This is a genomic window from Scopulibacillus cellulosilyticus (assembly GCF_042665295.1).
GTDB lineage: Bacteria > Bacillota > Bacilli > Bacillales > Sporolactobacillaceae > Scopulibacillus_A > Scopulibacillus_A cellulosilyticus.
The window spans coordinates 55,985-79,848 of the sequence record NZ_JBHTCO010000045.1; the positions used below are offsets into that span (position 1 = coordinate 55,985).

Consider the following 23,864-nt stretch of genomic DNA (forward strand, 5'->3'; position numbering starts at 1 on the left):
AGTCTATGTTCATTGCTCATAACATTTATACCATATATTTTCTTCTATCTTAACATTTTAATAAAAACTTAGCTGGTAACAAATCATGAAACAAAGACAACTCCCTAATGAAAAGATATCCATTCTGATAATGAAATAAAAAGAATTGCCCCATTAACTTTATAGGGACAATTCCTAAAAGTCTTTTAAATTATGGTTGTGGCACTGCATCCGAACGATAGGCTTCAGTTTTTTGCCAGTCAACTTTCTTGCCGTCATTAGTAAGAGCAACTTTATAGATATCTTTTGCGACTTCTTTCGATATTTTACCTTCAAGTACATCATTTAAAACCTCTTCTGGAGAACGCTCTATTGGATTGCCATAGCCTCCGGAACCTGGTGTACAAACACTGATTTTATCACCTTTATTTAAAGCAACATCAGAGATTTTGGAACTTAATTGTCTTCGAGCTTCACCCTTTCTTTCTAACCAAAAACTTCCCGAAGCCCCTTCTTTTCCGCCTTCTAATCCCCAAGGAGCTATTTTATGACGATCGGCTAAGCCAGAGAAAACAACATCATCATGCAACACGTGTATATCCCTTTGAATCCCTAGTCCTCCCCGATACTTGCCGGCGCCTCCAGAATCCTTACTCAATTGATACTTTTCAACTAATAAAGGATATTCTTGTTCAAGAGCTTCAACCGGTAAATTAGACGTATTTGTCATGTGCACTTGCACACCGCTTAATCCGTCCCCTTTACAATGCGCTCCTGATCCGCCGGCAACGGTCTCTAAATAGACATAGAAACGATTCGTTTTTGGATGCATCCCTGAAAAAGTCGCGGTTGTAACAGCACTGTTTGATGCGGCAATGACTTTGTCTGGAACTGCTTTAGCCATAGCACCAAAAATCACATCAACCACACGCTGACACGTGTCAATACGTTCGCCTACAGCTGAAGGCGCTTGACAATTGATAATACTTTTCTCAGGAGCATGAACTGTAAAAGCCCGGTATATCCCTTGGTTAGAGAATATACTTGGACCCATAATTGCTTTAAAGCAATAGAAAACAGTTGTAAGCAACCCATTTAACGTTACATTAATCGGTCCTTTTACTTGTGGGCTGCTGCCGGTAAAATCAAGATGCGCTGATTCATCTTCAATAGTAATCTTCACTTTAATAGGTACTGGCTGATCCAGATGAATACCGTCATCGTCTAAATAATCAACGAAATCATAAACACCATTCGGCAGTTTATGAATACCAGCCTTCATCATTGATTCCGCATAATCTAATAAAGCATCCGTACATGCATTGAAATTTTCATTTCCATATTGTTTAACTACTTCTTCTAACCGAAGAATGCCAATCTTATTTGCTGCAATTTGCGCACCCAAATCTCCGTTCCGCTCAAATGGGGTACGGCTATTCAACTGAATAAAATCGACGATATCTTGAATTAGTTTTCCATTAGAACACACTTTAGTCAATGGGATTCTGAGTCCCTCTTGAAAGACACTATTAGCATCCCCTGAAGTACTTCCGGGCACCTTGCCTCCTACATCAGCATGATGAGCAAGGTTCGCAACAAATGCAACAATTTCTCCTGAAGAAAAAACAGGTGCTGCGATTGTAATATCAGGCAAATGAGTGCCCCCGCCTGAATACGGATCGTTAGTAACAAACATATCACCAGGCTTAATCTGTTCTTGGGGATATTTATTTAGAATCTCCTTAACAATACCCATCATCGAACCAAGATGCATTGGAATATGTTCAGCTTGAGCAATAATTTCGCCTTTACTGTTAAAAATAGCCGTCGAACAATCTTTTCTTTCTTTAATATTTGTAGAATATGCGGTTTTAACTAGAGTTGCTCCCATCTCTTCAGCAACCGACAAAAGTTGATTCACAATAAGTTCAATAGTAACTGAATCAATTTTCCCCATTTATAACGACTCCTTTCCATTACGGATGAGGAGATTCAAATAATGATCAACCGTCATCGTTTGGTCTGGTAATATAACTGTTGTTGAATCCATTTGCTCAATAATTGCTGGACCTAATAATTTATCACCTGGTCTCAGATCGTCGCGACTGTAAATTGGTGTTTTCACATAACCGTCAGAAAAAGAGACATTCCTGTAACTTTTAACAGGTACTTTTTCACGCGGCTCGCTTTCTACATAACGAACTGGTGCTTTTGGTTGTTCACCAACTGCTGTCAACCGGTAGTTAACAAATTCAATATCAGCATCTTGCTTACTATAGCTGTATACTTTCTCATGTTCCTTATGAAACAGCTCTTTTAATACATCCAAATCTAGTAATTGATCTTCACTAAAGGTAACGGTTAATTCGTAGTTTTGTCCGACGTACCGCGCATCAATACCATAAATATATTTTCTTTTATCTTCAGATACCTGTTCTTTTATTAACAGAGCTTCTCCCTCAGATTTCATCTCTTCAAACAATGTAAGAATGTCGCACTTATTTTCTTCGTTTGGCTGAATTGGGTAAGTTCGAACATAATCGGATCGAACATCAGCCACAAGCAGTCCCATAGAGCAATATGTTCCTGAGGCCGGCGGTACAAGGACTCTTGGAATATTCATCGCTTTAGCAACAGAAGCAGCATGCAAACCTCCAGCTCCCCCAAAGGAAACAAGTGTAAATTCACGAGGATCATAGCCTTTTTCCACGGAAACAAGACGAATAGCCCGGGCCATGTTCGCATTTACAACGTTTAAGATACCCTCAGCCGCGCGTTCCCTGTCTATGTTCGATTTTTGGCAAATATGTTCGTTTATTGCTTCTTCGGCTGCACTAATATCAAGATCCATTCGACCGCCAAGTAAGTGGTTTGGATTTATGCGACCAAGAACAGCGTGTGCATCGGTTACGGTTGGCCGCTTGCCTCCTCTGCCGTAACAAGCCGGTCCAGGTTTTGAACCAGCACTTTCAGGGCCAACTTTAAGCGCACCGCCTTCGTCAATCCAAGCAATTGAACCGCCGCCTGCACCGATCGTAACAATATCAAGCATTGGAATTTGTGCTGGAAATCCTTCAATTTCTCGTCCGGTTGAAATTTGCGGTGTTCCATTATCAATCAAACTAACATCAGCAGATGTACCGCCGACATCAAACGTAATCATGTTCTTATATCCAGTTAATTCACCTAGGTTTTGAGCAGCTACTACACCTGCAGCTGGGCCGGAAACCGCTGTTCGAATAGGCTGCGAAACTGATTCCTGGATGGAGATAATGCCGCCATTGGATTGAGTAATATAAGGGTCAACCTTAATCCCGTTTGTTTGCACTTTATCTCGAAATCTTTCCATATAGCGCTTAATAACAGGTCCAAGGTAAGCATTTAATACCGTTGTACTTAACCTTGAATATTCTCGGAATTCTGGAACAATTTCATGTGAAGCCGAGACATATGCCTCGGGAAAATGTTCTTTTAGAGTATTAACTATTTCCTTTTCATGCTTTGGATTAATGTAAGAAAAGAGGAGACAAACCGCTACCGCTTCTACACCTTCATCTTTAAGGGAACTAATACTTTCAAGCAACGCTTCACGATTTAATTCTTGATGAACAGAGCCATCCGCATATAAGCGCTCTTCCACTTCTTCACGGAGATAGCCTTTCACAAAAGGCTCTGGTTTCCTTTTAAACAAATCATACAGATTTGGCCGGGTTTGATCACCAATCTCAAGCAAATCTCGAAATCCTTTTGTTACTAAAAGACCAGTATCTGCACCTTTTCTTTCAATTAAAGCATTAGTTGCAACAGTTGTTCCATGTGCCAGATAATCAATAGATTGAAGGGGCACATCATACATCTCAGCAATTTCCTTTATACCCGTCATAATGGCAACTGAAGGATCATCAGGAGTAGAATAAACTTTATGGTTTTTAATTGTTTTGTCTCCTACATTGACTAAAGTTAAGTCTGTAAATGTACCGCCGACATCTACGCCAATCATGTATTTCATACGATTGTGTTCTCTCCTCTCAAATCTATGTTGTGTTCAAAAGCGCCAAAATACCCGCAAGTTTTTGTTGCTACTTCTGTAGCAAACGAAAGTGCCTTATCCACTTCACGTTCTTTTAAATAACTGTAACAAAAGCCAGCCATAAAACTATCACCTGCACCAAGCGTATCGACAGGTTTAATATCTTTTGCAGGTTGTTCGTAAATAACGCCATTGTGAATGGCTACACTTCCTCTTTCCCCTAAAGTAATAACAACCAAGGAAGCGCCCATATTTGAAAGATATTTTAATTGGTCTTTAACCTTTAACGGATCCAAATGTTGCCCAGAAAAGAAAGCGATATCAATAAACGATAAAAGGTTAAGCTGATCTTCTGTAGCTCTATGGGAAAAGTCATAAGAAATTGTTAAACCTAAACTATTCCACATTGCAATATGTTCATCAACATTACCATCTAATGTCGTATGGACTAAATCCGCCCCTTTTATCATCAAATTGGTTGATTCATTTACACAAAACTGATTCCTTACACCGTGATCGCTTCCTGTAAAATGGCGGTCACCATCTATAAGTTCAATATAGGCAGCTGCAGTAGCTCCTTCTTTTACAGCAAGTTTAGTTATGTCTACCTTTTCGTCAATAAGCGCCTCTCTAAGCGATTTACCAAAATAATCATTTCCGACAGCGCCAACATAGGCAGTCTCCGCACCAAGGCGGGAAGCGTGAACGGCAAAATTAACCGCTCCGCCTCCTGGAAATCCCTTTTTTAAGTGCTTATAGACATCTATACAATTATCCCCTACTGCAATAATTTGCATATTTCCTCTCTCCTAGTATTCTACTTTCCACATGTAGCGGCGTGTTGGCAGCGGATGATCTCTTTCTTGAGCTAAATGCCAAGCAAACCATTGTAAGGCAATATGTACGCCAAATGGTGCAAGATAAGGATGAATCTCAGGTAATTCTTTAAGATCAAAAACGATCGTATCCGCTTTATAACGATTAGCAAAGTTTAATGCTCTTTCCGCAACCGGACGGCTTTCATCAGTACCTAATAAGAAAATCATCGGTTGACCTTCTTCAACAATTTCAAAAGGCCCATGGCGAAACTCTCCTGCGTTAATATGAGAAGCGTGAATCCATTGCATTTCTAAAAGGGTACAAACTTTGAACTGGTAAGCAAGACCCGCAAGCATCCCTGTAGCAACTAAATAATAACCTTTTTTGTCTTTATACTGTTTGGCAAGAGCTTTACCTCTTTCTTCTGTTACATTAATGATTTCTTGAAGTTTCTCAGGTAAAGCGGAAAGCGCTTGCCATAATTCTTCACCAAATGCTTTATTGCCGCTTTGAATCACAAGTTGTGTGGTAACAAGATAAGACATGAAAAGTTTAGCTAAGTTAACAGCTGGCGTATTATAAACAAGTGAATTTTCAGCGCCTTTTTGTAGCGGCGTATCATTAAGACTGAAACTAATCGTTTTTGCTCCTCTTTCTTTCGCTAAATCTAAAGATTTTAAAACTTCTTCAGTCGTACCTGAATGGGAAGCAAGAACAACAGCCGCTCTTTCATTTAAACGTTCTGGTGCTCGGTTAACAAATTCCCAACCTGTATAAGCATCTGCTGGAATACTAGAGTATTTATCCAAGATGAGTTTAACAGGTTCCATAATAGCTCTTGAACCTCCGCAGCCAACAAAATAGACTTGATCTATTCCTGAAGCCAGCCATTCCTTAACGATAGCTTCGACCTTATCATGATAATCTTTATAAATCTTTGAAATACCATCCTTTAAAATTGAACCTTCCAAATAATTTAAACCAAATTTAGATTCAGTATTGATCATTTTTTCTCCTCCTATTTTATCATGAAAACAATTTAAATTATCGGAACAAATAAATTGTTCTATATTGTTCTATTAAATTATAAAAATATTGGGTGCTAATTGTCAAGAAAAAAATAGAACAATATAGGACATTTAAACCACAAAAAACATTAAAGGTTATTTAAATAAAAACAAAACCCCTTATATTTGGGGTTAAATAAACTTAATAGATTATTGACAATTCCAAAATCCAAGTATATACTTAGAACATAATAGGTCAATATGATTCAAGGGGTTCATTGCTATGTCGTATATTGACTTAAATTAATGAAAAATTAAAACGCTTACAAATTTATAAAAAAGGAGGACTAGAATGAAAAATATTAATGCTAGAATTGAACGTATCCCTGATAACCGTTATAACAAAAAACTGCTTTCTCAAACTGGACTAGGGTACATATACGATACTTTAGATGGTACATTGCTGTCATTTGTCTTACCTGTTGTAGCTGGTGTCTGGGCACTATCTTCACAGCAAACAGGGGTTCTTGGAAGTTCATTATTTATTGGTTACTTATTCGGCACTCTCTTTTCGGGATATCTCGCTGATCGCTTTGGAAGAAAGAAAATTATCATGTTCACCCTAGTCGTCTACAGCCTTGCAACTTTATTAAGCGCTTTCGCAACAAACTGGGGATTTTTCTTCTGGGCACGGGTGATAGCAGGATTCGGGACGGGCGGTGAAGCAGCAATTATTGCACCGTATCTTTCCGAATTAATATCTAGTAAATTCCGTGGACGTTACACTGGTCTTTTAACTGGATTCTTTGCAATTGGTAACATTTGCGCGGGACTAGTCTCTTATTTTATTGTACCTTTATGGGACAATGGTTGGCGAGTGGCAATTTTTATCAGCGCTTTGCCTATTTTTATGATTATTGTTTGGCGCCGGCATCTACCGGAATCTCCTCGCTGGCTTGAACATAAGGGACGTTACGAAGAAGCAGATAAAGAAATGACCAAGATAGAAGAGCAAGCTGAAAAATACTTAAAAAGAAAGCTCCCGGAACCTGAATTTGAGAATAGCGTCGAAGTCATCCCAGAGAAAACATCTATTTTAACGCTTTTCTCTAAACAATATGCAAAGCGCACGATTATGCTTTGGCTTCTCTGGTTTGCAATCATGTATGTCAATTTCGGTTTTTTGACTTGGCTGCCAACATTGCTCGTAAAACAAGGGTTTGAAATTGCTTCATCGTTTTTGTATTCAATTATCATTTATATAGCACAAGTTCCAGGTTATTTACTAAGCGCTTTTCTCCTTGATAAAATAGGAAGGAAATTAACACTTATGATAGGCATGATCTGTGCTATTATATCTGCTTTATGCATGGGCTTTGCATCTATTGCCTTTACAGTCGTTTTGTTTGGGGCTTGCATGTCATGCTTTATGACAATGAGTATAGGTGTTATCTATGCTTATACGCCTGAACAATTCCCAACCGCCATTCGTACGACTGGCATGGGATCAACTTCAGGTTTTAGCCGTTTTGGCAGCATTCTCGCCCCCATCGTCATTGGTGCCATTTACCCGCTCTACGGTTTTACCGGAGTATTTATAATGCTAACAGCTGTTCTTATATGCGGCGCTTTAGTCGTTTTAGTTCTTGGTTCAGAAACTAAAAATAAATCTTTGGATGAAGTGACTGAACAAATGGAATCATCCAAGGGAGAACCCTATAAAACTAATCATCTTTAATAGTTTTTAATACTATAAACCATAAACTTTGCTTCCTTTTATTATAAAAAACTCCTCTATCTGATAGAGGAGTTTTTATAAATACCTATTATTTCAAAGAAAGCACCATCCGCTCTCTCTTACGCTCAACTTCTAAAGGGGTTTCAAAAAAGTCCGTCAATTCTTGTTCAGTTAAAACATCGGATGTTTGCCCGGCTCTAAACACTTCGCCTTGTTTGAGCAGCAATGTGTGACTGAAGCATGGCAAAATTTCTTCAACATGGTGAGTCACATAGATGAGTGTCGGTGCATCCGGCTGGTTTGCTATTTTATCTATCATTGATAAAAGTTGCTCCCTGGCAAAGATATCAAGGCCTGTACATGGTTCATCTAAAATTAAAAGTTTTGGTGATGCCATGAGTGCTCTTGCTATTAAAATCTTTTGCCGCTCGCCTTGAGATAATGTTTCATATCTGCGGTAACGGAATTGTTCACATCCCAAGTTTTTTAATATTTTCTCGACTTTTTCGATATCACTTTCCTCTGGTTGCTGATAAAGACCGATTGAAGCGAATTTTCCGCTTAAAATAATATCCTCAACGGTATCATGGCCGTACAGCCTCTGCTGCAATGATGAGCTTACCCAACCGATCAATTTGCGAAGCTCCGGTAAAGGCGATTTGCCAAACTCGTAGCCTAGTACCGTTACATCTCCTTTTGTCGGAAACATATAGCCGTTAATCAAATTTAATAGTGCTGTTTTCCCAGCTCCATTCAGACCTAAAAGACACCAATGCTCCCCTTTCTCCACTTGCCAAGAGACATCTTTTAAGATTGTTTTGTCGTCACGCTGCCATGTCACATTTTTTATGTCGATGATCATGCTAAAGCTTCCCTTCTTCTTAACTATTAGTATATATTTTTTAAAATATATTGATTATTTGTTACTAGTATCATAGCAAAATGAAGGGGTAATTGTCTAAAAGACTCTAAATAGATTTATCCACCGCCAATGTTCACGGATAAAGATGACTGTCTCGGAAAACCGCTTGCTAAATCACCAATATCACTTGTCGTTCCGCCAAGTTCATTCTAACTTGGTTTAAATGGCTTTGCAGTTATCTGAGGTGAAATATATTACACCGTTACAGAAACAATTTATAAATATTATAAAAATTTGACATACTAATAAAAATAATGTACATTAACTAATGGCGAACATTTTCAGTTTAATATAAATAAAATATTCGTATTTAGAGGTGTAAACCATGGAAAATGTGTTTGATTATGAAGATATACAACTGATTCCGGCAAAATGCATCGTAAACAGCCGCTCTGAATGTGATACAACAATAAACTTTGGAGGACGCCAGTTTAAATTACCTGTCGTTCCCGCAAATATGCAGACGATCATTGATGAAAAGATTGCTATTTACTTAGCGGAAAATGGTTACTTCTATATCATGCATCGTTTTCATCCTGAAAAACGTGCATCTTTTATTAAAGACATGAAAGCACGCGGATTATTTGCATCAATTAGTGTTGGTGTTAAAGAAGATGAATATCAATTCATAAAACAATTATCAGATGAAAATCTCACACCGGAATACATTACGATCGATATCGCACATGGCCATTCCAATGCAGTGATAGAAATGATCCAGTATATTAAAAAACACTTACCGGATAGTTTTGTCATTGCAGGAAATGTCGGAACTCCGGAAGCAGTAAGAGAATTGGAACATGCCGGAGCTGATGCGACAAAAGTGGGCATCGGACCAGGCAAGGTATGCATCACCAAAATTAAAACTGGGTTTGGAACAGGCGGTTGGCAATTAGCTGCGCTGCGTTGGTGTGCAAAGGCTGCAAGCAAACCAATCATTGCAGACGGCGGTATTCGTACACACGGAGATATTGCAAAATCAATTAGATTCGGCGCTTCTATGGTCATGATTGGTTCATTATTTGCCGGACACGAAGAATCTCCGGGAGAAACCGTTGAAAAAGATGGAAAAACCTATAAAGAATACTTTGGTTCAGCCTCCGAATTCCAAAAAGGCGAAAGAAAAAATGTCGAAGGCAAAAAAATGTATGTGGAACACAAAGGTTCTTTAAAAGATACCTTAATAGAAATGGAACAAGACCTGCAATCCTCTATCTCTTATGCGGGTGGAAACCAGTTAGAAGCCATCCGTAACGTGGATTATGTTATTGTGAAGAATTCAATTTTCAACGGTGATAAAGTATACTAATGGCTTCAAATATATTAAGGAGAGCAAGTACTTTTTGTATTTGCTCTCCTTTGCATTTTTCATTTTGAAAAAGCGCCAAGGACACTATTTGCATTTCCAACATGCACACGTAAAGGCAGATAAAGTCTTTTTACAGAGGGAAATTTTGATTTCGTGTAACCAATATTCGGCCTCTTATCATTTAAAATATCTCTATCTATTCATCAATACGTTTTTGCTTCTTCAAAAGTATGTTCACTGTCATAGACGACTTGACCATCAGAAATTGTAAGCTTCACTTTTGTTTCCAGTATTTCTTCAGGACGAACTTCAAAAAGATTTCTATCTAAAACAACAATGTCCGCCAGCTTTCCAGCTTCCAAAGTGCCCAATTCATTCTCTCTAAATGTTCCATAAGCAGGGCTTTTCGTATAATCTTTCAATGCTTCGGCCAGTGAAATACATTCATGAACATGCCATGGCCGTCCATCACTTGAAATCCTTGTCACAGCCCGGTAAATTTCCAGCATTGGGTTTAAAGCGGCAACAGGAAAATCAGTGCCGAGCCCGACTGTTACCCCTGTGCTTTTTAATGTATTAATCGGAAAGACAAACGGTTCTTTTTCCTTGCCGATACGTGCAGTATATGTTTTCCTTTCGCTTTGAGCCATAAGTTCCGGCTGCATGGAAGCGAGTACACCCAATTCGCTGAACCGCGGAATGTCATCTTCTTGAATAATCTCCACGTGCTCGATGGTATGTCTCGAGTCCCTTTTTCCATTCGCTTTTTGCGCTTCTTCAAAGGCATCAAGAGCCAAACGGACCGCCCCGTCACCTATCGCATGGAAACGGATGCGAAATCCTTCTTTATCCGCTTCAACGACTTTTTTCTTAATTTCTTCTGGTGTATAAACCAATTCTCCCGAAGTTTCCGGATCATCCGCATAAGGGCCGACAAGATAAGCAGTACGGCTCGTGATGACCCCGTCAATAAACCCTTTCAAGCCTGAAAATTGAAGTTTATCAGATGCATAGTCTTTACGATATTGTTTGAGTCTTTCCATCTCAAAATCAATAGAAGGGAAAATATGAACTCGGGTTGTTAATTGGCCTTTTTCATCAAATTCTTTAAACAGCTCATAATACTTTTCATTATTATCGCCGTACATATCATTGACCGATGTCACGCCGACACTGGCAGAAAGCTTCAGGAACTTCTCCATTAATTCTTTTTCCTTGTCTTTTGAAAAATCATAAGCCTTTTGGTCAACCAATCTCGTTGCTTTTTCGTATAATATACCAGTTGGTTCACCATTATCATCTTTGTTAATAAATCCATAAGGCGGATTTTCAGTATCTCTATCAATATTGCAATATGCCAATGTTTTACTATTCACCCATGCATAATGCATTTCCGCATGATAGAGCAAAACGAGTCGATCCGGAATGACTCGATCCAATGAGGATTTGTCCGGCAACTGTTTGCCTTCCCAGTAGCCGGCATCCCAGCCGACCCCTATAATCCATTCTTCATCCGGACGTTCATCCGCATACTGCTTCACCATTTGCACAGCCTCTTCCTCCGACCTTGCTTCTGAAAGATTGACACCATTCTCTAATATCGTGCCCATGATCAGATGGAGATGAAAGTCATGAAAGCCCGGCACAATCAATTGATCAGCATAGTCATAGATTTTCGTATCCGGACCTTTAAACACCTCAACTTCTTCCTTTGTACCAACTGCTGCAATTTTGTTATCAACAATGGCAATAGATGCCGGGATTGGCTTATCCCCCGCACCGGTAAATACAGCGTTGCTTGACAAAATAATATCAGCTTGATTTGTATGACTCATAAAAGAATTCCCCCGATTTTTAGTGTTATCATCATGCTTCAGTATCTAAAAAGACATCTGAAGGCGATTGTTTAAACATTTTTGTCTGTTTCAAAAGATAAATGAAACCAATAATAAGCCAAACGCCTCCTAAGACCAATGAAAACTTACCTAGGTTTAACCATAATGCAAAAATAAGAACCGCCCCTATCAAGGGAAGAACGAGATATTTGATTGATCCTTTAAGTGAACGCTCCTTATTTTTAATAAAATAATGGGTAATAACAGAGATATTGACAAAAATAAACGCGAAAAACGCACCGAAGTTAATGAGAGATGTTGCGAAATTCAAATTAAATAACATCGATGAAAGTGCGACGGCACCAACAATTAAAATATTAAAAACAGGCGTATGAAATTTTGGGGATATGTATCCAAACAGCTTCTTAGGAAGAATATTTTCTCTTCCCATCGCATACATAATCCGGGATGCACTGGAGCCTGACGCGATGGCTGAGGTAACGCTTGCCACAATCCCCATAGCAACAAAAACTGATTTTAGAAACATGCCGCCGATTAAATAAAAAATCTTATATTGGACAGATTGCGGATCAGAAAATGAGCTGATATTCGGATAGACTATTTGTAATAAATAGGTTGCTATAACATAGATAACACTTCCGATGATCGGAATTAAATAAATAGCCTTAGGAAGTGTTTTAGTAGGATTTTTCGTCTCCTCCGATAAAGCTGTAACAGCATCAAACCCCAAATAGGTAAAACATAAGACTGGAATAACCCCGGCTAAAGCCGAAAATTTTACGTTGTGGTCATAAAAAGGCAAGATCGAAAAGGATGTTCCTCCTCCATCTCCATGCAGCAAATACTTTAAGGCAAAAAAGACAAAGAGAATAAACGACAGCATTTGCAGAAGAAAGACATAAGTATTAAAATTCGCAGCAAATTTAATACCAAGGATATTGATTGTTGTGATAACGATTACAAAAATAATAATCCAAACAAACATTGGAACAGCCGGAAAATACGCTTTTAATGAAATGCTTAAAAGTAAAGAGCTTATCATAGGACTTAGCATATAATCCAGCAATATTGCCCAGCCAACCAAGAATCCTAAATAAGGATTAATGGCTTTTTGAGTAAATGTATAAGCCGCTCCCGCTGAAGGAAATGCTTTTACCAACTGCGCGTAACTGTACGCTGTAAAAAGCATGACAAATAAAGCTGCAATATAACCCGCAGCAATCATCCCTTTACTTTCAAAGGCAGCAACACCATATGTCCCGAACACAGTCCCAGGCGCCATAAAGGCAAGTCCAAAAAACACCACATGGCTTAAACTCAACGATCTTTTAAGTTTCCCCTGTTTTTCATTGTTCAATTTAACCGCCCCCTTTTTCCGATATTAAAACAGCAGCATCAATTGTCTTGTTTCTATGCCCCCTCTTTCTATTTTAAAAAATAAAAATAAATGTTTCTATTCACTACTATGCAAAAATTATGCCAAATCACGTAATTGTCAAACATATCTATAAATATTAATTTCTTAATTATATCGTATATCGATTTATGACCTTTTGCATATTTTATTCATTTTTGACTAAAAGCTGTTAAATGCTGATTAAAAAACTCTCTCACCATAATCAAAGTGAAAGAGTTATACAACACATTTATATAAAGCTTTAAAATTTAATTTTAATATTTAAAAAAAGGCAAGGGTACTGCTGATGATAAAAAGGGGACAAAATGTACGGAGAACTTTCTATTTTAGAAAGCTGGTGTAACTTTTTAGCATATGATGCGTCAAGTTATCTGTTTCTATTATTGCAATGGGGATTATGTTTTATATAAGATATGCTTGGATTAGGAAAAGACCGATATGCCGTAAAGCTGATTATCAAAAAATTCAATAAGGGGTTAAAAATCCTTATTTGAAATAAACTAAACCTTAAATTATAAAACATTAGCCTAATTGCTTTTACACGTTATGAGATGGAATTTTAATCAAAAGAAGAAGTGGTAAATTATGCAGAACCATCAAACGAGGGTATAAGTACTGATGACCATTTTACGGATTCGGAATAAGTCCCTTGCCTTGAATAAACACGATTAATTTTAATGTCAAAGTGTTTTACATAATTCGTAAATATTTCATAAATGATTATACTCTATAACAAGTCATTTTGTGAAGGATTTTTTTGCAGATTAATGAAAAATTTTGAAAAAGATAGTCAAAAAGGCTTGGTATTTGTATACTACATTCACTGCTGAAAAATCGGAGAGGAAAATCCCCTCCTTTAATTAACGAAGATCCTGATTATTAATTGAAATTGGCGAACCGGTTGAAGTATGCTGATTAATCCAATCGAGTGATCCTTTTGAAACTGACTGCCAGTCAGGGATTTGTTCCTTATGCTGCTCTACCCAGCCCATGCAGTATTGCGGATCAATATTATTTTCTTGGCATTGTGTTAAGAATGACTGAATGGATTTTTCCGTACAATTTTGCCAAGATCCGCAAGTATCATTCCATATGTCCTCAATGATTGTTTGTGAAGAATGATTGTTTTCAATAGGCACAATAAATCGCTCCTTCTGTAAGGATAATCTAAACATTGACGTCATTTAGTATGTACTGTACATTTTCTGCCATTCATAACAAATGACCTTGCTATTTTTCCACTCGAAATTCCTCGTCAACCATTTTCTTTGCATCATCGATAATCGCATTCTCTTGAATGTCATGCATCACTTTTTTGTGAAGCTCTTTTTCTATTGCGTTTTCATTCTCATGATTCTTTTGTCTTGAAGTCTTATCGGACATATTAGCAGCCCCTCTCAAATTTCATTTATAAAAAAATATTTTATTACCATATCCTATAGGAATTCCGTTTTTCTACTCAATGGGTACGGTGGTTAATGGATTCAAATACTTCATCAAGTGTTTTGAACCCTTTCCGCTCTTTACCATTTTCTCCTTGGATTGTCCAAGTTTGCTCAGCAACAGCAAGTTCGTTCTTATCGTTTTTGATAAACGGCATATTGATCATATAAACCTTGCCATCCTTCTTAACCGTATAGCCTATATAATAATTTTCCCCTTCACCTTCCTCTTCATAAATGCCAACATGGTCAATATCGAACCTGATCATAACGTTCTCCAGGTCAGCGCTCATATGATTTAAAATTGTTTCTCTTGATATATATTCCATGATTTAAAACTCCTGTTCGTTGTTATATTGAAATATGGCTTACTTCATCTATATTGTACGAGAACAGACAAAAAGATAACCAAAAAATCCAAATTTCTTAACGGTGCTAAAACCTTAATTTCACAAGCTAACTAAAACTTAAACAATATTTATTTATACATTTGGCATCTAAAATGGCATCCACTATTTGGATAAATCTGTTTTTATGAATATTTTAAAAAGTGCTTGATAATAGAGCTTTATACCTATAAACTGAATATATGAAAATTGTCGAAAGAAGCGTGAAATTGGGGATTTTTATAAAATGGAGGGTTATTATGAAGACTGAAACATTAGATGAGCTTATTTCCACAGTAAAAGATGATGTTATTAAATGGCGCAGGCACTTCCACCAAAATCCAGAGCTTTCCTTCAAAGAGGAAAAAACATCTCAATTTATTTATGATACCCTGCAAACCTTTGAAAACTTAGTCATTACTCGCCCTACCAAAACGAGTGTCGTTGCTCGTTTGATTGGATCACAGCCCGGAAAAGTATTGGCACTGCGTGCGGATATAGATGCGCTTCCGATTCATGAGGAAACCGATCTGCCCTTCGCTTCCAAAAATCCTGGTGTCATGCATGCCTGCGGTCACGACGGACACACAGCTATGCTCCTTGGAGCGGTGAAGATTTTCACACAGCTAAAAGAACAGATAAAAGGGGAACTCAGATTCATTTTTCAACATGCTGAAGAAGATCCCCCGGGCGGAGCAGTTGAAATGGTTAAAGCAGGTGTAATGGAAGGTGTGGACATGGTCACAGGTATCCATGTTGCTTCCCAAATTCCGGTTGGAAAATTCGGCGTTGCATACGGAACGCTTACGTCAGCAACCGATAAATTTTATATAACCATTAATGGTAAAGGCGGGCATTCCTCACAACCGGAAAACACTGTCGATCCCGTTGTCATTGCCGCTCAAATTATAACCAACCTTCAACAAATAGTTTCGAGAAATATCAGCGCTTCGGAAAAAGCTGTTGTCTCAATCACTCAATTTAAAGCCGGAGATGCTTATAATATCATTCCTGATTCTGTTGTATTAGGCGGTTCGACACGTACTTTTAATCCCGATGTGCGAAAATTAATTCCTGAACGTATGGAAAGCATCGTTAAAGGTATTGCTGAAGGAAATGGCGCATCATATCATTTGGATTACATGTTTGGATATAACCCTGTAATAAACGATGAAGCCGTAACAAAGGTTATGGAAAATACGATTCGGGAACGATGGGGGGACGATGCGGTAGAATTTATCCCGCCATTAATGGGAGGAGAAGATTTTTCAGCATTTGCAGATAAGGCGCCGGGATGTTTCATACACATGGGAGCCGGCAATGAAGAAAAACATCCTATCCACCCGCACCATCATCCGAAATTTGCCATTGATGAAGATGCACTAATGATGGGTGTAGAACTGTTTATCTATTCATCATTTAAGCTTCTTGACTAAAATGTAAGATTCATATTTAATGTACCAACCGAATTTAAAAAGACGATAAGTTTGGTTGGTACAATAAAATGAAGAACCTTTTTAATGCTCAACCATACCAAGAATCATACCGTTATTATTCACCAAACGTTTTTTGAATTTTCAGCAACCGAAGGGATTGAAGCATATGACAAATAAGATGGCTCGAGCAAAAAACGTTAAATTGCACATATTTGTTTTTATTCTTGTCGTCATTTCTGAATTTATTGGAACCAGAAAATTTAATATAGGAATCGGGGTCATTGCGTTATTTCCTATGTTATATGCGATGGTATTAGGTGCTTTTATTAGCTGGCCGTCATTTAAATGGCTAAGTAACGGAGAAATGAAGAAGGCTGCCAATTTCTTAGGCATTTCTGTTATGCTGTTCGTCGTTAAAATGGGAACAATGGTCGGACCTTCTTTGAGCCAAGTTTTTCACTCAGGGGTCTCTTTTATATCACAAGAAATTGGACATATTTTAGGCACTATTGTTCTCGGTTTGCCAATTGCAATATTAATCGGGATGAAGCGTGAAGCAATTGGTGCGACTTTTTCAATTGACCGTGAAGGAAACCTTGCCGTTATCGCCGAAAAATACGGTGCAGACTCTCCAGAAGGCAGAGGTGCCCTAGGTGTATATATTTGCGGGACGCTTTTCGGTTCAATTTATATATCTTTTTTGGCAAGTATCTTGGCAAGTTTGAAAGTATTTGATCCCCTTTCCTTGGCAATGGCAGCAGGGATTGGTTCAGGAAGTATGATGGCAGCGGGCACTGGGGCACTGGCAGTCATTTATCCGCATATGGCCAAACAAATTGCATTATTTGCCGCGTCAGCCAATATGATCGGCAGCGCTGTCGGTACCTATCTTTGTATTTTCTTCTCCTTGCCAGTTACAGCACGTCTATACAAATGGCTTCAACCTATTCTAGGCCGTAAAAAGATAAAAGAAGCTTCACCAGTGATACGTGAAAGTGAGGATGCTAACATATGAAAGAAAAAGTCATCATACTTTGTATTGTCGGAATTATATCTCTAGTCGGAAACTGGATTGGCTTTGGTGTCACACCTATCGAAGCATTGCCAGGAGTCATCATTATGATAATCGTTGCATTAGCTGGTTATATCATTACTAACCTTTTACCGGTCAAGTTGCCGGCAGTCCTTTGGATATCCTTGTTAGCAGTGTTTGTGAGCACCCCTATTTTTCCCGGTCACGATATGATCGTAAAAGCCGTAGGGAAAATTGACTTTATGACCCTTGCCACTCCGATTCTAGCTTATGCCGGTCTGTCATTCGGAAAAGATATCGACGCATTTAAGAAGTTAAGCTGGCGGATTGTTGTCATAGCACTGGTTGTTCTTACTGGGTCGTATTTGCTGGCAGCAGTGTTTTCAGAAATTACGCTACGCTTTTTTTAGAAAGTTTCCGAACGATCAAGGTTTGAAGGGGCCTTCCTTAATTATTTAATTAAAATATGAATCAGCAGCTGACTTTTCTTTAAAGCTCGTCCCTTCTATGATAAAGGATTAACAAGTTTCACAAAAATTTACTGTATCCTTTTCACATTTACCCCTAATATTTAAAAAGCCTACTTCTTATAGATTGTAGGCTAATTTTTCATTTATCTGGAGTCAATGAATCCATGGAGGAAAGTGAAACCCTGGATTAGTCTATACTATTTAAAAATTATGATAAAATATAGAATAATGATAAAGGAGGCCGCTTAAATGCCGCGTAATGATGACTTTACTAACAGCGAGTCCGAAAGTCATAACGACAATCAAAATGTAAAAGCAGATTTTTGGGCAAAGATGAAAATATTTTCCGGCAAACGCTCAACAAGTGGCGTTGAAGGATCCGAAGACGGTTATAATAAAAAGAATGAGAAAATTGTTAGGAAAAATTTTTGGACAAAGATAAAAAAATTTACGGGTAAGATTCCCTTTGCAAAAGATGCTGTTTCACTCTATTATTGTGCCATTGATTCAAAAACGCCTCTCTATGCAAAAGGAGTCGCCTTTGCAGCATTAGCGTATTTTATACTCCCGATAGATGCTATTCCAGACGCCATTTTTGGTGCAGGAATGACGGATGATGCTGCAATTATCACTGCTGCCCTCACTGCGATTGGAAAAAATGTGACAGACGCACATAAAGAAAAAGCTGAAAAGTTCTTTAATCCTGATAGCCGGGATGACAAAGATAAGAAAAATGATAACAGAGAATAAAGACACTTTCCTTCTCACTCTTTCCCTTAGTGAGGGGATTTTCATTATAAACCGATTTTAACCCAAAGCTTTTGATTCTTTATTTCAAACGATTGAATATTGCCAACGGGTATGGCTCTTACTTTATCAAATTGATTTAAGTCAAAACTAATAATTCCTTCTTTATAACTCATTCCGGGCGGTATACTGAAAATGATACGTTTTATCCATCCCTGATTTAATGGCTTCATACCCGCCACTCCAAAGTACAGTACCCGTTTTTCCGCTCTTAACGGTTTTAGATCAATTTCAAAGTCAAATTTTAACAGCAGCTTTTGAACTTTACCGCTAAGCTTTATAAAATCTTCATTAAAGTTCACATCTATTTTTTTAATCATTTTTTCCTGACTAGCTTTCTTCTTCAGGAACCACAAGAGCATCTCAGAAGTTATCGGTATAGATATTCCCTTTTCAGATAACTTCTCTTTTGCATTGGCCAAGATGACTTCTTTATTTTCCTTTAAATCATTTAGTTGCTGACTGGCCTTTTGAAAAACCTTTTTCACTCATCATCATCACCTTCTGCAGATTTATAGAGTAAAACTTCCATCAGTGGGTTTTTTGTTCATCCCCACAGATGGTTAGGTTAAACTTACCAGAGGTTTACTGTCCGTTATATTCCGCCTAAACGTTAATGATTCTCAAGTGTTTTTAGGAGGGAACCTTACGGACATTTCACCGGGATAAACCTTACCTATTTATATTCAGCCGCAAATTAAATACAACATCGACCTTTTTCAATTCAGATGTTTGATCAATAACTCCGCTAATTTCTTCGGAGTATTACGAAATGCATCATTTGTACTTCCTGCCATATGCGGCGTCACAGTTACATTGTCAAGCTGCAAAAAAGGGCTTTCACCTTCAAGGGGTTCGTGATCAAAAGTATCTAAAGCCGCACCGGCAATTTCATTATTTTTCAATGCTTTAATAAGATCGTCTTCTTTAATGAGGCCGGAGCGCGCCGAGTTAACAAAGATTGCAGTTTTCTTCATTTGCCGGAAGTGCTCGTAGCGAATCATATGTTTGGTCTCTTCCGTTAGCCGAGCATGCAGTGAAACAACATCGGCCTCCCTGAGCAAAGTGTCTAAATTGACTTGTTCAAAATCAGTTTGACCGTTAAAGTACGGATCAAAGAAAATAATACGCGCATCGAATCCGTTTAAGAAACGGCCGACGAGCTGACCAATGTTACCGAAGCCGATAAGACCAATTGTTCTATCTTCGAGTTCTGGAACGAAGTCATTGTTAGGAAAGTCCTTCCGCCATTGCCCTTGTTTTAAAGCGGCATGAGAACGGGCGATATTCCGCATTTCTGACAAGATTAATCCTACAGTGAATTCGGCAACGCTTCGAGCATTGCGTCCAGGTGTATTAATGACAGTAATATTATTCCTTTTCGCGAAATTCACGTTAACATTTTCCTTGCCGCCGCGAAGAACGCCAATGGTTTTTAGTTGGCTGGCCGAACGAATAACTTCCTTATTGAGAGGGGCAAATTGCGTTATAATGATATCAAATGTTTCTATATCTTTAAGTAAAATTTCGGGCAGTTTAACGGCTTCGCTCCCGCCTTGTTCGATCGCTAAGTTATCTTTTTGCAGCTGCTCTAAATTCTCATGTTTCCATTCCCTGATGGTGACCTCAATACCGGCATCAACGAGCTTTTTTAATCCTTGTTTCATTATATCCTTTGGTATAAATAAATCTGCAATAGCTAAGCATTTCAATATAAACACTTCCCTGTAAAAGAATATATCAAACTTACTTTTACTTAATTAAAAAGATCGCTCTTAAACTCTGGGTTTCGCTCTTAACCCTTGGGCTTCGCTCCTAATCCCTTAATTTTGCTCTTAATTTTTGAAATTCGCTCTCAATCCTTATCGTTCGCTCATCCAAAGCTAGTTTTTTAATTATTAAATATCCCTTAACGCATTAACATTCCGCCAGTGGCATCCAATGTCGCACCTGTGAGATAGTTTGCTTTATCTGAGACGAGGAAAACAGCAATGTCGGCAATTTCTTTTGGTGTTGCCGGGCGGCCAATTGGGATACGGTTAATATAGTAATCTCTATTCTTTTTAAGTGAATCTCTTATCATATCGGTTTCTACAATACCTAATGCCAAATTATTAACATTAATGCCGTTTTTGGCTACCTCGCGTGCGAGCGAAATTGTAAAACCGACCATCCCCGCTTTGCTTGCCGCATAATGAGCATGTCCTGTCGTTGAACCATGAAAAGCTGCCTGAGAAGTGATGTTCAGGATTTTTCCTTTTTTGTTTCGTTCTAGACAATAGTTTATAAAGGTCCGGCATGTTAGGAAGACGCTTGTTAAGTTAATATCCAGCGTTCCTTCCCAGTCCGGCAAGCTCATATCCTTAACATGGCTCTTCGGCCACACACCCGCATTATTAATAAGTACATCTACGCCGCCCAAATCTTCAATACTCTTTTTTACGATTTCAATCGTCTCATCGGCATTAGCAAGGTCAACTTGATAAGCAAAAGCTTTACGGCCAAGCGATCTAATGTCTTCGACAACCTCTTGCGCCTTATCTCGATTGCTTCGGTATGTCAATGCTACGTCAGCACCTTCCTTGGCTAGTGCTAAGGCAATCTCACGGCCTACGCCTCGTGACCCTCCTGTGACAATTGCTGTTTTTCCTTTAAGGCCTAAGTCCATCGTATTATCCGCCTGCCTTCCATATTAGTTCCATCTTTTTTAACGTTTCTTTGTATCTCTTGTACTTCCCTTCATAGATAGATGCATTTTCTTTTTTCGGCTGGATGATGCGTTCAACTTTTACCATTTTGTCAGCCGCTTGTTTGATAGATTTATAGTGCCCCGTCATCACACCCGCGCACATTGCTGTGCCAAGCGTGCCGTGTTCTTTTACTTCAACCATTTCAAGCGGGATTTGCAGACAGTCAGCGAACATCTGCATCCATACATCCGATTTTGTCACACCCCCGGCAATACGTGAGGCGCCGGGCTTCCTACTATATTTAAACAAGCGCTCAATATGATACATGTGACTGAATACAATCCCCTCGTATACCGCACGGACAAAATGTTTCTGCTTATGCCAGCTGTTCATGCCGATAAAGCAGCCATTGGCATTAGGCACCGAATTTGAACCAAATAAAAATGGGAAAAACAATAGATCACTTTCCCTGGGATCCGTTGAAGCAACTAATTCGTTGCAAAGGTCATAAACCGAACGGCCTTGCATCTCGGCCTCAATTTTTTCTTTAGACAAAAATCTATCGATAAACCATTCCAGATTACTGGCTGATGTCGGGCTTGCTTCAGTTGTCAGCCAATAATTTGGCAGACAATAAATCGATGTCATAAACAAATCTTTATCAATGACCGGCTTTTTAGTTATAAATTCATTGATGCTCCATGTACCGGCGACGATGCATAACTTATTTTCTTCTGCGAGACCGGATGCGACTGCTGAAGCCGCAATATCAAATAACCCGCCGGCAATCGGTGTACCTTCCTTAAGACCTGTTATTTGTGCGGCTTCTTCGGTAACGTAACCGCATATATCGGTTGAATGTCTAAGCGGAGGAAGCTTTGATATGAAATCGTGCAGTCCGAAGAATTCAAGCAAATCCTTATCAAAACACTGATCTCTTACGTTAAGCAAGCTTGTACCTGAGACATCCGTCAGCTCCAAACAGGCTTCCCCCGTCAGCTTAAAGCGCAGAAAATCCTTAACCATAAAAATATAATCCGTTTGTTCAATAACAGCTGGGTCATGGTCTTTAAGCCAGGCAAGCAAGGCGACTGGCTGACCTGCCCATACCGACTGCATCGTTTTAGGGAGAACATCTGTTTCAAAACGCGGATCCGCATACCATTTATAGATATATTTTTTGGCTCTTTGATCAGTTGAAATAATGCCGTTATAAGTCGGCTTACCATCCTTTGTTGTTAAATAAAGGCCGTTCCCATGACCCGTGATCGATATCCCCGCGATTCGATGAGCATCGATTCCGGACTTCCTTATTACTTCTTTAATAACCGCTACGTTCGCATCCCAAAGCTCATCTATATCACGTTCCGTATGGAATGGCTTTGGCATGATCATATTCGTCTTTCGTGAGGCAATTGCCGCTTCTTTTCCCGTCAGCGTATAAAGGGCTGCCTTAGTAACGGTGCCGCCGTTATCAATACCAAGCAAATAGTTCCCCAAAACCGTCCCTCCTTTGGAAAAAATAAAAACCCCAAAGTTGACCATAAATCTCTGTCATTCTTTGAGGTAAATATCATACTTATTTTGTCATCACTATTTTAAAATCGGTTTTAAGATATCCGGGATCAGTGTTTTTATACAAATTATGTGCGACTTTCATTCATTATGACTGAAAAGCTTCATAAGCTTCTTCAGCTGAACCGTTCCCATGAATGATGACATTCAATCCGGCGACAACCCCCGCTGGATTTTCATTTTCCGTAACATTGCGGCCGACAGCTACCCCTTTCGCACCAGCATCCATACAGTGCTCAACAAACCTAAAATAGTCTAAGATGTGATTGGCTTTCGGACCGCCTAAAGCAAGAACAGGGCGTTGGGCATTTCTTATAATCCGGGCGTCGCCTGATTCACCAGAAAATCGTGTCTTAATAATATCTGCACCAAGCTCAGTTCCGAGCCGCGCCCCGGCGGCAATGACATCAGGCTGATTTGAAGCTTTATTTGTTACCGTATAGCCATAAGGAAGTGTTTCACAGATTAATGTCATATCCCACTTGTCAGCCTCCCGAGCTAATTCCCTGGCAACCTGATGTGAAGCTGCTTCATTGGCCGCTCCCGGGAACGTCATTGCTATAACACCATCCGCCCCAAGCTTTAATGCATCCTCAACTGTAATTAAACCAGCTGTATCCGGCACATTCGAATCAAATATCCCGGTTGACATATCGGCACGAACGATCATCCCCACTTGAGTCAATGCATTTTCATACGTTTTCGCCATCCCATACGTCACGATCACCGCATCAAGGCCATTTTCAATCATCTTAGGCAATTGAGCTATCGTATCATCAATACCCGCTGTTTTTGTTGAAAAGTAAAAGCCGTCTAAAGCCAATGTTATCGACTTGCCGTCGCTCGCAAATATATGAGACATCCGTCTGGTTTTTGACATACGCTCTCCCCCATTTCTTAAAGAACAAGAAATCCCCGCAAAGCATTGACGGTATGGGTCAACTTTTT

At 38.9% G+C, this 23,864-nt stretch carries 21 protein-coding genes; 6 read left to right on the forward strand and 15 right to left on the reverse strand.

The window, feature by feature from the left end; genetic code table 11:
* Positions 1-190: 190 nt before the first annotated feature.
* The 4 genes from ACFQRG_RS21385 to ACFQRG_RS21400 are packed head-to-tail and all read right to left on the reverse strand — an operon-like array spanning position 191 to position 5,835.
* On the reverse strand, positions 191-1,936 hold the full coding sequence (locus tag ACFQRG_RS21385) for a hydantoinase B/oxoprolinase family protein (protein WP_380970089.1): 1,746 nt from the start codon (positions 1,934-1,936) through the stop codon (positions 191-193).
* Complete coding sequence (locus ACFQRG_RS21390) at positions 1,937-3,988, reverse strand: hydantoinase/oxoprolinase family protein (protein WP_380970092.1); 2,052 nt, start codon at positions 3,986-3,988, stop codon at positions 1,937-1,939.
* Positions 3,985-4,806, reverse strand: coding sequence for a PfkB family carbohydrate kinase (locus ACFQRG_RS21395; RefSeq protein WP_380970095.1), 822 nt, complete (start codon positions 4,804-4,806; stop codon positions 3,985-3,987). Before ACFQRG_RS21395 ends, ACFQRG_RS21390 begins: the two co-directional genes overlap by 4 nt.
* A 12-nt stretch (positions 4,807-4,818) precedes the next feature.
* A complete protein-coding gene (locus ACFQRG_RS21400; protein WP_380970098.1) occupies positions 4,819-5,835 on the reverse strand; it encodes an SIS domain-containing protein in 1,017 nt (338 codons plus the stop codon).
* A gap of 352 nt (positions 5,836-6,187) precedes the next feature.
* Between ACFQRG_RS21400 and ACFQRG_RS21405 the strand changes: the two genes are divergently transcribed.
* Positions 6,188-7,573 (forward strand): MFS transporter, encoded by a 1,386-nt coding sequence (locus tag ACFQRG_RS21405; RefSeq protein WP_380970101.1) that lies wholly within the window; start codon positions 6,188-6,190, stop codon positions 7,571-7,573.
* An 88-nt stretch (positions 7,574-7,661) separates the two neighbouring features.
* On the opposite strand, the gene ACFQRG_RS21410 is transcribed toward ACFQRG_RS21405, so the two are convergent.
* The gene (locus ACFQRG_RS21410; protein WP_380970104.1) at positions 7,662-8,435 is read right to left on the reverse strand and encodes an ABC transporter ATP-binding protein; all 774 of its coding nucleotides are present in this window, start codon (positions 8,433-8,435) and stop codon (positions 7,662-7,664) included.
* A gap of 385 nt (positions 8,436-8,820) precedes the next feature.
* On the opposite strand from ACFQRG_RS21410, the gene guaC reads away from it, so the two are divergent.
* Positions 8,821-9,804, forward strand: a complete 984-nt coding sequence (gene guaC / locus ACFQRG_RS21415) for a GMP reductase (RefSeq protein WP_380970107.1) — start codon at positions 8,821-8,823, stop codon at positions 9,802-9,804.
* A 203-nt stretch (positions 9,805-10,007) separates the two neighbouring features.
* Here the strand turns inward: guaC and ACFQRG_RS21420 are convergent, their stop codons facing one another.
* From ACFQRG_RS21420 to ACFQRG_RS21440, 5 genes are all read right to left on the reverse strand, one after another.
* Positions 10,008-11,639 (reverse strand): amidohydrolase, encoded by a 1,632-nt coding sequence (locus ACFQRG_RS21420; RefSeq protein ID WP_380970110.1) that lies wholly within the window; start codon positions 11,637-11,639, stop codon positions 10,008-10,010.
* Positions 11,640-11,670: 31 nt separating this feature from the next.
* The gene (locus tag ACFQRG_RS21425) at positions 11,671-13,017 is read right to left on the reverse strand and encodes an APC family permease (RefSeq protein ID WP_380970113.1); all 1,347 of its coding nucleotides are present in this window, start codon (positions 13,015-13,017) and stop codon (positions 11,671-11,673) included.
* A gap of 920 nt (positions 13,018-13,937) precedes the next feature.
* On the reverse strand, positions 13,938-14,216 hold the full coding sequence (locus ACFQRG_RS21430) for a hypothetical protein (protein ID WP_380970116.1): 279 nt from the start codon (positions 14,214-14,216) through the stop codon (positions 13,938-13,940).
* A gap of 91 nt (positions 14,217-14,307) precedes the next feature.
* A complete protein-coding gene (locus tag ACFQRG_RS21435) occupies positions 14,308-14,460 on the reverse strand; it encodes a hypothetical protein (RefSeq protein ID WP_380970119.1) in 153 nt (50 codons plus the stop codon).
* Between the two features lie 76 nt (positions 14,461-14,536).
* Positions 14,537-14,848 carry a DUF5634 family protein gene (locus ACFQRG_RS21440; RefSeq protein ID WP_380970122.1) on the reverse strand — a complete coding sequence of 104 codons (312 nt, stop codon included), beginning with the start codon at positions 14,846-14,848 and terminating at the stop codon, positions 14,537-14,539.
* Between the two features lie 317 nt (positions 14,849-15,165).
* Here ACFQRG_RS21440 and ACFQRG_RS21445 point away from each other — a divergent pair, with 317 nt between their 5' ends.
* The 4 genes from ACFQRG_RS21445 (at position 15,166) to ACFQRG_RS21460 (ending at position 18,594) form a co-directional block, all read left to right on the forward strand.
* The gene (locus ACFQRG_RS21445) at positions 15,166-16,341 is read left to right on the forward strand and encodes a M20 metallopeptidase family protein (RefSeq protein ID WP_380970125.1); all 1,176 of its coding nucleotides are present in this window, start codon (positions 15,166-15,168) and stop codon (positions 16,339-16,341) included.
* Between the two features lie 166 nt (positions 16,342-16,507).
* On the forward strand, positions 16,508-17,356 hold the full coding sequence (locus ACFQRG_RS21450) for a DUF3100 domain-containing protein (protein WP_380970128.1): 849 nt from the start codon (positions 16,508-16,510) through the stop codon (positions 17,354-17,356).
* Positions 17,353-17,784: a hypothetical protein gene (locus ACFQRG_RS21455; protein ID WP_380970131.1), complete on the forward strand. Its 432-nt coding sequence runs from the start codon at positions 17,353-17,355 to the stop codon at positions 17,782-17,784. Before ACFQRG_RS21450 ends, ACFQRG_RS21455 begins: the two co-directional genes overlap by 4 nt.
* A gap of 309 nt (positions 17,785-18,093) precedes the next feature.
* Complete coding sequence (locus tag ACFQRG_RS21460) at positions 18,094-18,594, forward strand: YkvA family protein (protein WP_380970134.1); 501 nt, start codon at positions 18,094-18,096, stop codon at positions 18,592-18,594.
* Positions 18,595-18,638: 44 nt separating this feature from the next.
* On the opposite strand, the gene ACFQRG_RS21465 is transcribed toward ACFQRG_RS21460, so the two are convergent.
* The 5 genes from ACFQRG_RS21465 to ACFQRG_RS21485 form a co-directional block, all read right to left on the reverse strand.
* The gene (locus tag ACFQRG_RS21465) at positions 18,639-19,139 is read right to left on the reverse strand and encodes a hypothetical protein (protein ID WP_380970136.1); all 501 of its coding nucleotides are present in this window, start codon (positions 19,137-19,139) and stop codon (positions 18,639-18,641) included.
* Between the two features lie 231 nt (positions 19,140-19,370).
* Positions 19,371-20,363, reverse strand: coding sequence for a 2-hydroxyacid dehydrogenase (locus ACFQRG_RS21470; protein WP_380970139.1), 993 nt, complete (start codon positions 20,361-20,363; stop codon positions 19,371-19,373).
* A gap of 197 nt (positions 20,364-20,560) precedes the next feature.
* Positions 20,561-21,319 (reverse strand): SDR family NAD(P)-dependent oxidoreductase, encoded by a 759-nt coding sequence (locus tag ACFQRG_RS21475; RefSeq protein WP_380970142.1) that lies wholly within the window; start codon positions 21,317-21,319, stop codon positions 20,561-20,563.
* 4 nt (positions 21,320-21,323) lie between these two features.
* Positions 21,324-22,841 carry an FGGY-family carbohydrate kinase gene (locus tag ACFQRG_RS21480; protein ID WP_380970145.1) on the reverse strand — a complete coding sequence of 506 codons (1,518 nt, stop codon included), beginning with the start codon at positions 22,839-22,841 and terminating at the stop codon, positions 21,324-21,326.
* 163 nt (positions 22,842-23,004) lie between these two features.
* On the reverse strand, positions 23,005-23,796 hold the full coding sequence (locus tag ACFQRG_RS21485) for a class I fructose-bisphosphate aldolase (RefSeq protein WP_380970148.1): 792 nt from the start codon (positions 23,794-23,796) through the stop codon (positions 23,005-23,007).
* Between the last annotated feature and the right edge of the window lie 68 nt (positions 23,797-23,864).

Excerpts from the sequence above, each read along its gene's own strand:
- ACFQRG_RS21455 (WP_380970131.1), top strand. The coding sequence starts at position 17,353 with ATGAAAGAAAAAGTCATCATACTTTGTATTGTCGGAATTATATCTCTA.
- ACFQRG_RS21410 (WP_380970104.1), bottom strand. The coding sequence starts at position 8,435 with ATGATCATCGACATAAAAAATGTGACATGGCAGCGTGACGACAAAACA.
- guaC (WP_380970107.1), top strand. The coding sequence starts at position 8,821 with ATGGAAAATGTGTTTGATTATGAAGATATACAACTGATTCCGGCAAAA.
- ACFQRG_RS21485 (WP_380970148.1), bottom strand. The coding sequence starts at position 23,796 with ATGTCAAAAACCAGACGGATGTCTCATATATTTGCGAGCGACGGCAAG.
- ACFQRG_RS21400 (WP_380970098.1), bottom strand. The coding sequence starts at position 5,835 with ATGATCAATACTGAATCTAAATTTGGTTTAAATTATTTGGAAGGTTCA.
- ACFQRG_RS21395 (WP_380970095.1), bottom strand. The coding sequence starts at position 4,806 with ATGCAAATTATTGCAGTAGGGGATAATTGTATAGATGTCTATAAGCAC.
- ACFQRG_RS21460 (WP_380970134.1), top strand. The coding sequence starts at position 18,094 with ATGCCGCGTAATGATGACTTTACTAACAGCGAGTCCGAAAGTCATAAC.
- ACFQRG_RS21385 (WP_380970089.1), bottom strand. The coding sequence starts at position 1,936 with ATGGGGAAAATTGATTCAGTTACTATTGAACTTATTGTGAATCAACTT.
- ACFQRG_RS21475 (WP_380970142.1), bottom strand. The coding sequence starts at position 21,319 with ATGGACTTAGGCCTTAAAGGAAAAACAGCAATTGTCACAGGAGGGTCA.
- ACFQRG_RS21435 (WP_380970119.1), bottom strand. The coding sequence starts at position 14,460 with ATGTCCGATAAGACTTCAAGACAAAAGAATCATGAGAATGAAAACGCA.
- ACFQRG_RS21405 (WP_380970101.1), top strand. The coding sequence starts at position 6,188 with ATGAAAAATATTAATGCTAGAATTGAACGTATCCCTGATAACCGTTAT.
- ACFQRG_RS21420 (WP_380970110.1), bottom strand. The coding sequence starts at position 11,639 with ATGAGTCATACAAATCAAGCTGATATTATTTTGTCAAGCAACGCTGTA.
- ACFQRG_RS21390 (WP_380970092.1), bottom strand. The coding sequence starts at position 3,988 with ATGAAATACATGATTGGCGTAGATGTCGGCGGTACATTTACAGACTTA.
- ACFQRG_RS21450 (WP_380970128.1), top strand. The coding sequence starts at position 16,508 with ATGACAAATAAGATGGCTCGAGCAAAAAACGTTAAATTGCACATATTT.
- ACFQRG_RS21440 (WP_380970122.1), bottom strand. The coding sequence starts at position 14,848 with ATGGAATATATATCAAGAGAAACAATTTTAAATCATATGAGCGCTGAC.
- ACFQRG_RS21445 (WP_380970125.1), top strand. The coding sequence starts at position 15,166 with ATGAAGACTGAAACATTAGATGAGCTTATTTCCACAGTAAAAGATGAT.